The sequence below is a fragment of the Achromobacter sp. 18P8.1.1 genome, assembly GCF_057799415.1.
Genome location: NZ_JBYOKH010000013.1, coordinates 122692 through 130707 on the forward strand (window position 1 = coordinate 122692; position 8016 = coordinate 130707).

General features: G+C 66.9%; 5 protein-coding genes. All 5 read right to left on the bottom strand.

Going from position 1 to position 8016, the window contains the following annotated elements; all coding sequences use genetic code 11:
* Positions 1–139: 139 nt before the first annotated feature.
* Positions 140–1567, bottom strand: coding sequence for a chloride channel protein (locus AC27VE_RS11265; protein ID WP_488703871.1), 1428 nt, complete (start codon positions 1565–1567; stop codon positions 140–142).
* A 116-nt stretch (positions 1568–1683) separates the two neighbouring features.
* Positions 1684–3390: a methyl-accepting chemotaxis protein gene (locus AC27VE_RS11270; protein WP_427958400.1), complete on the bottom strand. Its 1707-nt coding sequence runs from the start codon at positions 3388–3390 to the stop codon at positions 1684–1686.
* A 283-nt stretch (positions 3391–3673) separates the two neighbouring features.
* Complete coding sequence (gene sodB, locus AC27VE_RS11275) at positions 3674–4252, bottom strand: superoxide dismutase [Fe] (RefSeq protein ID WP_006227881.1); 579 nt, start codon at positions 4250–4252, stop codon at positions 3674–3676.
* Positions 4253–4393: 141 nt separating this feature from the next.
* Positions 4394–7585, bottom strand: coding sequence for an ankyrin repeat domain-containing protein (locus tag AC27VE_RS11280; RefSeq protein ID WP_488703872.1), 3192 nt, complete (start codon positions 7583–7585; stop codon positions 4394–4396).
* A 52-nt stretch (positions 7586–7637) separates the two neighbouring features.
* The coding region (locus tag AC27VE_RS11285) for an exodeoxyribonuclease VII large subunit (protein ID WP_488703873.1) at positions 7638–8016 on the bottom strand (379 nt) is incomplete at its 5' end.

Here is an 8016-nt window from a genome sequence, read left to right on the forward strand (position 1 = left end):
AAAACGGGATCGCCCGATGTTAACGCAGCGCATTTCGCGCCAAGTTGGTGCAAGGTGATCATGTCCGCCACACGGACAATGTCCAGTAGGTGTTCACCCTGATAGTGCGCCGCGCACGCACGGTTTGCGTGCATCGCAGTCAAGGCGCAGAGGATTTGGCCCCTGTCGGGCCGGCTTCCGTCTCAGTCTTCGCCGCGCGCCCGGCCTCCAGGATCGCCTGCCGGCGGAAGCGCCCCGCCGCCAGATGATAGAAGGGTTGCGGGCAGAACTGGCGTGACACGCCCGAGGCCAGCAGCGACCCCACCAGCAGCCAGAACAGCATGGGCTGGCTACCGGTCATTTCCATGACCACCACGCTGGCCGTCAGCGGCGCCTGGGTGGCGGCGGCCAGGAAGGCGGCCATCGACACCAGCACCAGCACGCGCTGGTCCACGCCGTCGCCCGCCAACTCCCAGATGTGCTGGCCGATCCCGGCGCCGGTCGTCAGGGCCGGCGTGAAGATCCCGCCGGGGATGCCCGCCCAGTACGAGGCCACGGTAGCCGCCAGCTTGGCCAGGCCGAAGCCGGCGGGCGCCGTATCATGGCCCGACAGCAGGTCAGCCGCCACGCCGTAACCCGTGCCGTAGACCGAGCCGGCGGTGCAGAGGCCGATCACGGCCAGGATCAGGCCCATGATGAAGGCCGTCCAGATCGGGTGCGCCCGTATCCAGGCGCGCCAGGCCGCTGGCGCGGAGCCCGCCGCGCCCTTGCCCAGCAAGCGCGCGAAGATTCCGCCCAGCGCGCCGTTGATCGTGCCGCAGACGATGATCCACATCACCATGCCGTGCGCCAGCGGCGCGCCGCCGAATACGCCGAAGTACGGGTTGTTGCCCTGCACCGCCACCACCAGGAAGCCGGCGGCCAACACGCCAATCAGCACCAGGCGCTGCCAACGCAGCACGGTGCCCCGGCCCAGTTCCTCGATGGCGAAAATGACGCCGGCAAGCGGCGCGTTGAAGGCAGCGGCAAGCCCGCCTGCGGCGCCAGCGGCGATCAGCTCGTTGGCATGGAAGCCGCGCAACTGCACGCCGCGCCGCTTCCAGAAGTCGCCCCAGGCCAGCATCAGCGCGGCGCCCACCTGCACCGACGGCCCTTCCCGGCCGATCGATGCGCCGGCCAGCATGCCGAAGAAAGCCAGCGGAATCTTCCAAAGGGTCTGCGCCAGCGACACCAGGCTGCTCTGGCTGGGGCCGGGCGGCAAGGACAGCGCGCCGATCACTTGGGGAATGCCGCTGCCCGAGGCGTTGGGCGCAAAGCGCAGCGTCAGCCAGCGCAGGCCGGCCAAACTGAACGGCAGCACCAGCAAGGCGAGCCAGCCGTTATGGCCGACCCATTCGCGGTTCCAGTCCAGCGCCTTGTCGGCCAGATAGGCAAAGCCCAGCGACATCAGGGCCACCAGGCCCGCGCCGCCCAGCAACAAGAGCATTTGCAGGCTCTTGCGCGACAAGCGGTTGATCTGACGCACTTTGCGGCGCATCAGGCGGCGGGTGCCGGCGGAAATCCGGCGAAACGAGTCAGTCAGGCTCATGGGCTGCTGGCAGGCGGCGAAAGGTGGCTAACCTTACCATTCCCACCTGATCCGCAGCCCACAATCCGGACCTGCAACCGGCGGCGAAACCCTCGCCGCCGGTCGGGCCAACGGACTTAGAACGTCGACCAGTCGTCGTCGGATGCGTGCGCCAACGCCGGACGAGCCTGACCCGCACGCGCCGTGGATGCCGCGGGCTTTTTCGCCACGGCCGGCACCGCCTGCACCAGCCGGGCTTGCGCCTGGCGGGCCGAACTGCTGCTGGCGTCCACCTTGAAGCGGCGCACTTCCTGCGCCAGGCGGGAGGCCTGCTCCTGCATGCTGGCGGCGGCCGCCGCGGCCTCTTCCACCAGCGCCGCGTTCTGCTGCGTCACGGTGTCCATCTGCGCCACGGCCTGGTTCACCTGGCCGATGCCCGAGGACTGCTCTTCCGACGCGCTGGCGATTTCACGCACCAGGACGGCGACCTGGCGCACGCTGTCGACCACTTCGCGCATGGTGCGGCCGGCTTCGTCGACCTGACGCGTGCCACCTTCGACGCGTGTGACGGATTCGTCGATCAAGGCCTTGATCTCCTTGGCCGCCACGGCCGAACGCTGCGCCAGCGTGCGCACTTCGCCTGCCACCACGGCAAAGCCGCGGCCTTGCTCGCCCGCGCGCGCCGCTTCCACGGCGGCGTTGAGCGCCAGGATGTTGGTCTGGAACGCAATGCCGTCGATCACGCCTGTGATATCGGCGATGCGGCGCGAACTGTCGGAAATGGCGCTCATGGTCTGCACCACGCCTTCGACCACTTCGCCGCCGCGCACCGCCACCGTGGAGGCCTGGCTGACCAGGCGGTCCGCCTCACTGGCGTTGTTGGCGTTTTGCTGCACGGTGCTGGTCAGCTCTTCCATCGACGCGGCGGTCTCTTCCAGCGACGAGGCCTGCTCTTCCGTACGCTGCGACAGGTCGGAGTTGCCTTGCGCAATCTGCGAGGACGCCGAGGCGATGCTCTCGCATCCGTCCCGCACGTCCGCGACGATGCGCGCCAGGCTTTCGTTCATGGCCTTGAGCGCCCCCATCAGGTCGCCCGTCTCGTCGCGGGTGGCTACCTGGATGTCGGTCGTCAAATCACCGGCGGCGACTTGGCGTGCCGCCTTGACCGCCTGTTCCAGCGGGCGCACGATGCCGCGCGTGACGAGCCAGCCCAGCAGCATGCCGATGGCCACGCCGGCCACGGCCAGCGCGATCATGACCGCGCGCACCGTGTCATACAGGTCCGTGCCTTCCTGCACGGATTGCGCGGCGACCTTCTCCTTGCTCACCGACAGATCGGTCATCAGGTCGTCCAGCTTCTGCGACGACACGATCACGCGCTTCTCGATTTCCGCCACACGCGGGTCCGCCTGGGTCAGCGACTGCGACTGCGCGGCGGCAAAGAACGCCGCCGACTCGCGCTTCCAGACCTGTTCGGTTTCCGCGAACTGGGCCAGCAGGCGCTTGCCCTCTTCCGCATGGAAATTGGCGGCGGCCTTCTCACGCAGCGCGTCCATGTTCTTGACGGCGTCGTCGAACTGCTTCTTCAACGCCTGGCGGTCCTGGTCGCTGGACGCGGCCAGATAGCCGCTACGGGCGCGTCCCGCGTAGATCAGGTTGATATTGGCTTCCTTCATATCCGAGATGCCCCGCAGCTCGGTGTCGTAAAGCCGGTCGTTCAATTCATTGATGCGTGACAGCCCCCACACGCCAAAGGCCCCGATCGCGCCGCCGATCACGGCGACAAGCAAAAACGCGCCCGACAGGCGCGCCCCAATGCGCAAGCCCGAAAATAACCGCAACATGCTTCCCTTCCCTGTAGTTACCCCGGTTTATGGCGGGCAAGCCGCGGTCATCGGCGCCGTGGTTCAGCCGCAGACTGGTGGCAACAATAGCGGCCTGGGTTTCTAGGGATAACCCTAAAGAAAAGGGTGTTTTCTTGTCATTTCCCCACAATGAATTCGACAATCGACAGGGTTTTGTAAGCTGAATTCTTTCTGAACGAAAAAAAGAAAAACCCCTCGGCGATGCGAGGGGTTTCTTCATGCGCCGCGGCGCTTGCGCCGCGGGATCTGGCGACCTTGCCTATCAGGCAAAGTTCTTGGCGGCGAACTCCCAGTTCACCAGCGCCCAGAAGTTTTCCAGGTACTTGGGACGCGCGTTGCGGTAGTCGATGTAGTACGCGTGTTCCCAGACATCACAGGTAAGCAGCGGCTTGTCGGCCGTGGTCAGCGGGGTGGCGGCGTTGCTGGTGTTGACGATGTCGACCGAACCGTCAGCCTTCTTGACCAGCCAGGTCCAGCCCGAACCGAAGTTGCCGGCTGCCGACTTGTTGAATGCTTCCTTGAAAGCATCGAAGCTGCCCCACTTGGCGTTGATGGCGTCAGCCAGCTTGCCCGACGGTGCGCCGCCGGCCTTGGGGGCCAGGCTGTTCCAGTAGAACGTGTGGTTCCAGATCTGAGCGGCGTTGTTGAAAATGCCACCCGAGGATTTCTTCACGATGTCTTCCAGCGACAGCGTTTCGAATTCCGTACCCGGGATCAGGTTGTTCAGGTTCGTGACGTACGTCTGGTGATGCTTACCGTAGTGGAACTCCAGCGTTTCCTTGGAGATGTGCGGAGCCAGCGCGTCCAGTTCGTAAGGCAGGGGGGGAAGAGTATGTGCCATGTGTTGGTTCCTTCTGTTGAGTGCACGATCAAGCCGGTCAATTGTATCGGCAACTAATGAGGATACCTTGTTAAACCCGTGCTTGCGCGGGGTTAACGGACACATGTGCTTATGACTTTTCCGCGACCGTTTTTGTAAACGCTACTCTTTCTCGTATCGCAGTTCGCGGCCGTCGCCAGACTCGACCAGCGCGCCGTCTTTCTGCAGCGTCAGCGTCTTGTGCAAGGGCGTGCCGGCAGCGGCCTCAGGCGCCTCGACATCGATGCGGATTGCTCGCGCGTCGGCGTCGATCTTGCTGAGGTCGACTTCATGCCAGCGCGCCCCGGAAGGCAGCGGCACGAACACGGCCAAGGCCTTCAAGGCACCCGGCGCGATCGGCGCGCTGACGCCATCTGCGCCTTCCGATTGCTTGGGTTCCCCGCCAAAGTCCGCGTCCGCGGACGACATCGCCACATCCAGCTTCACGGGGCGATCGTGATGGTACACGCGCACCGTCAACTGTCCGGCCTCGGCGGGCCGCGCATCGGCGCGCACGTCGGCGATGGCCGAGTACGGCTGGATCGGCGGCGTGTCCAGGAACACGTGCTTGCCATCGCTGCGCCATGCGCCACGCGCCATGACATCGACCGCGCCGTAGCTCAACAGGTAATCAAAGCTGCCGTCCGCCGACAGCAAGAGTTCGCTGCCGACTTCGCGCAAGCCGCGCAGGTAGTAATGGCCCGGCAGTCCTGACGCATTCGCGGATTTGCTGCCCGCCTTGGCGGTGGACCGCTTGGGCGACGCTGACGATGCGCACGTCGTGGCCAGCGCCACGTCCGCCGCTTGCAGGACACGCTTGAATTCCGGCGAGGACTGGCACGTCAGCGTGTTCTGGAACGATTGGCCCTCAGGCGCTGAAGCCGCATCGAAACTCGCGCGATAACGCGCCAGCAAGGACAGCATGGCGGGCTGACCGGTTTCCAGCGCGACCCAAGCCGGGCTGCGGCCGGAAGCATCGGGCGCATCGGGGCTGGCGCCGGCGGCCAGCAGCGCGTCGGTCAGATCCGTGCGGCCACGTTCGATCGCCAGGTTCAGCGGCGTGTCGCCCCTGCTCAACGGCGCATCCAGATCCGCGCCCGAAGCCCGCAGTTGCGTCAAGACCTGCACCGCCGTATCCCGTCGCGCCACCACCCAATGCCGGCTTTGCAGCAGCAACGACAGCACCCGTTCCGGCAAGGGCCCGGCCTCGCTCGCGCAGCGATCTTCCTGGCCGGTAAAGCCTGCGGCCTGCAGTTGCGCGAAGTATCCCGGCTTGTCGATCAGATTGAATTCACCGCCCTCCGGCAAGCACGCACGCGCCAGCGCCTGGCCATTGGCCTGGCTGACCCGCTGCACCAGCGCCATATCGCCCGAGGCCACAGCCGCATTCAGCAACGCATACGGCGCGGGCGCTTCGGGCAGGCGCGGATCGTCCAGCTTCGCTCCGGCGCGCAGCAGGCGATCCAGCATCGCCGTGTCTTGCCGGCCAATCAACCAGTACAACGCGCTTTCGCCATCGGGCAACACGGCGGCGGGATCCGCCCCTTTGGCCAGTAGCGCATCGACGACGGCAGCTTGGCCCGTCGTCACCGCAATCAACAGCGGCGGCGTGGCGGCGCGATCGTCCACACGGTCGCCGTCGCGCGCGGCCGCCTCGACGGGACCCGGCGCTGTCGGGTTCACGGGCACGCCGGCATCGATCAGCATCAACGCCAGCGCGGCGTCGCGATTTTCCAGCGCCTGCCGGATCGCGCCTGCGCCCAACGTCTTCACGTCAAAACCCGCATCGATGAACAATCGCAGCATCGCGGCGCCTTGCGGGCCGGGCTCACGCATCAGCCGCGCCATCGGCGAACGCTGCGGATCGCGCAGTGCCGCGCCCAAGGTGCCGGCTGGCATGGCGGCGAGCAACTCACGCAGGATCGCCGCATCGCCCGTCTGCACCGCAGCCTCGAGCGCGGATTGCCGGTCATAGCCCTCGCGCACCAAACCCGGATTGGCGCCGGCCGCCAGCAGGCGCGTGACGGCCTGCGCATGGCGCGCTCGCACCGCGTCGGCCAAAGGCGTGTCGCCGTAGGGTTCGGCTGCATCGCCTTCCACGGCCGCACCCAGCGCCAGCAGGCGCTGCAACGTATCGATATCGCCCTTGGCGGCGGCAAGATTCATGATGGGCCGCGCGGACGCTTCGACTTTCGCGAAGATCAGGTTTCCGCCTCCCGTCTGCGGACCCCGCTGCGCAAACGGCATGCCGGCCCGCAACAACTGCGCGGCGATGGCGGGATGCCCGCTCTCGACCGCAGCCTGCGCGGCGTCCAGCCACACGTCACGTTCGCCGCTTTCCCCATAGCCGGTAGCCGGCACCGTACGAGGCCCCAGTTCCATCAACACCGGCACGGCGTCCGCGTTGCCCAGGTAGGCGGCCAGCGCCAATACCGTCAGGCCGTCTTCCACGGCCGGTTTGCTGCCCGTGGCGGCCAGCGCGCGCAAAGGCTCGGCGCCTTCGGTCATTTCGACCATCGGTTCCCATGCCATGAAATCCGCGGCAGGCCGCAGCCGGCCTTGCTCGTCGGTAAACAGGCGTCGGACGGATTCATCCGCCGGTTCGTCGAAATCCGTGAACGGCCGGCTTGCTCCGGCCTTGAACAACGCCAGCACCATGCGCGTCATGTCCCGGCGGTTGACCAGGCGCGGTAGATAAGTCATGCGCACCGCGAATTCGAAATCGCGGTTCAGCAGGAATTCCAGGGGTTTGCGGTTTTCATCGCCACGCTGATCCGGTTTGGCGCCCGCCGCCAACAGCATATCCATGATGTCGGGCGTGCCGTACAAGATCGCCAGATGCAAGGGCGGCCGGCGCGATTGGTAGGTCACGTCGTCCAGCGCGGGCGCAGTGGCCAGCAGCGCAGCCAACATGCGGGTGCGGGCCGGCAGCACCGCCCGATAGGCCTCGCGGATGCGGGCCGCGTCCTCTGGCGTGATGCTCCAGTAGACGTCTTTGGCCCGCAGCGCACGCGGCGGCGTCAGCAGCGCATGCAGCAAGGGCACGCCATCGACCGCGTAGTCGCCAGGGTGGTCGACCTGCCGCAACGCGGCCGCGAAAGCGGCTTCGTCGCTGCGGCTGACGGCGTCGAACAGGGCTTTGGTCTGCGGCGTATCGGTCGGCTTGTATTCGCGGTAGGGCGAATCGCAATCGCAGGCGCGTTGTTGCGCTTGCGGCGCGGCCGGGCCCGCTTGCGCCATGGCCGCCTGTCCCAGCGATATCGCCGCTGCGGCCAGCACACCGGCCACCCAACCCAAGCCACTGTTATGCAACATCGCCCTGCCCTTGTTCGCGTCGCGAGCGCTGCGCTCGACAGGCCGAATCGTATCAGTCGGCGTCGCGTGTCTTGCGGGTCTGCTGCACCTGGACCTCGGCGCCGCCTTGCGCGAAGCTCAGATCCAGCGCCTGCCCGGCAGACAAGGTGCCCGCATCGCGCACGATGCGGCCTTCGCCGTCGCGGGCAATCGCGTATCCCCGCGCCAGGGTGTTGCCGGGATCCAGTGCGCGCAGTTGCGCGGTGGCCGCCGCCACCCGATTGCGGTTCTGGACCAGCAGGCGGGCATGCGCCTGGCCCAGTTGGCGCACGGCGCCGGCCAGGCGGTCGGCGGCGCGGCCCGTGTCCGGTACCCGGTGCGTCAGCCGCTGGGCCAGCAGATTGACGCGCGCGGTGCGCCGGCCTTGCGGACCGGACCAGGCCGAGGCCAGG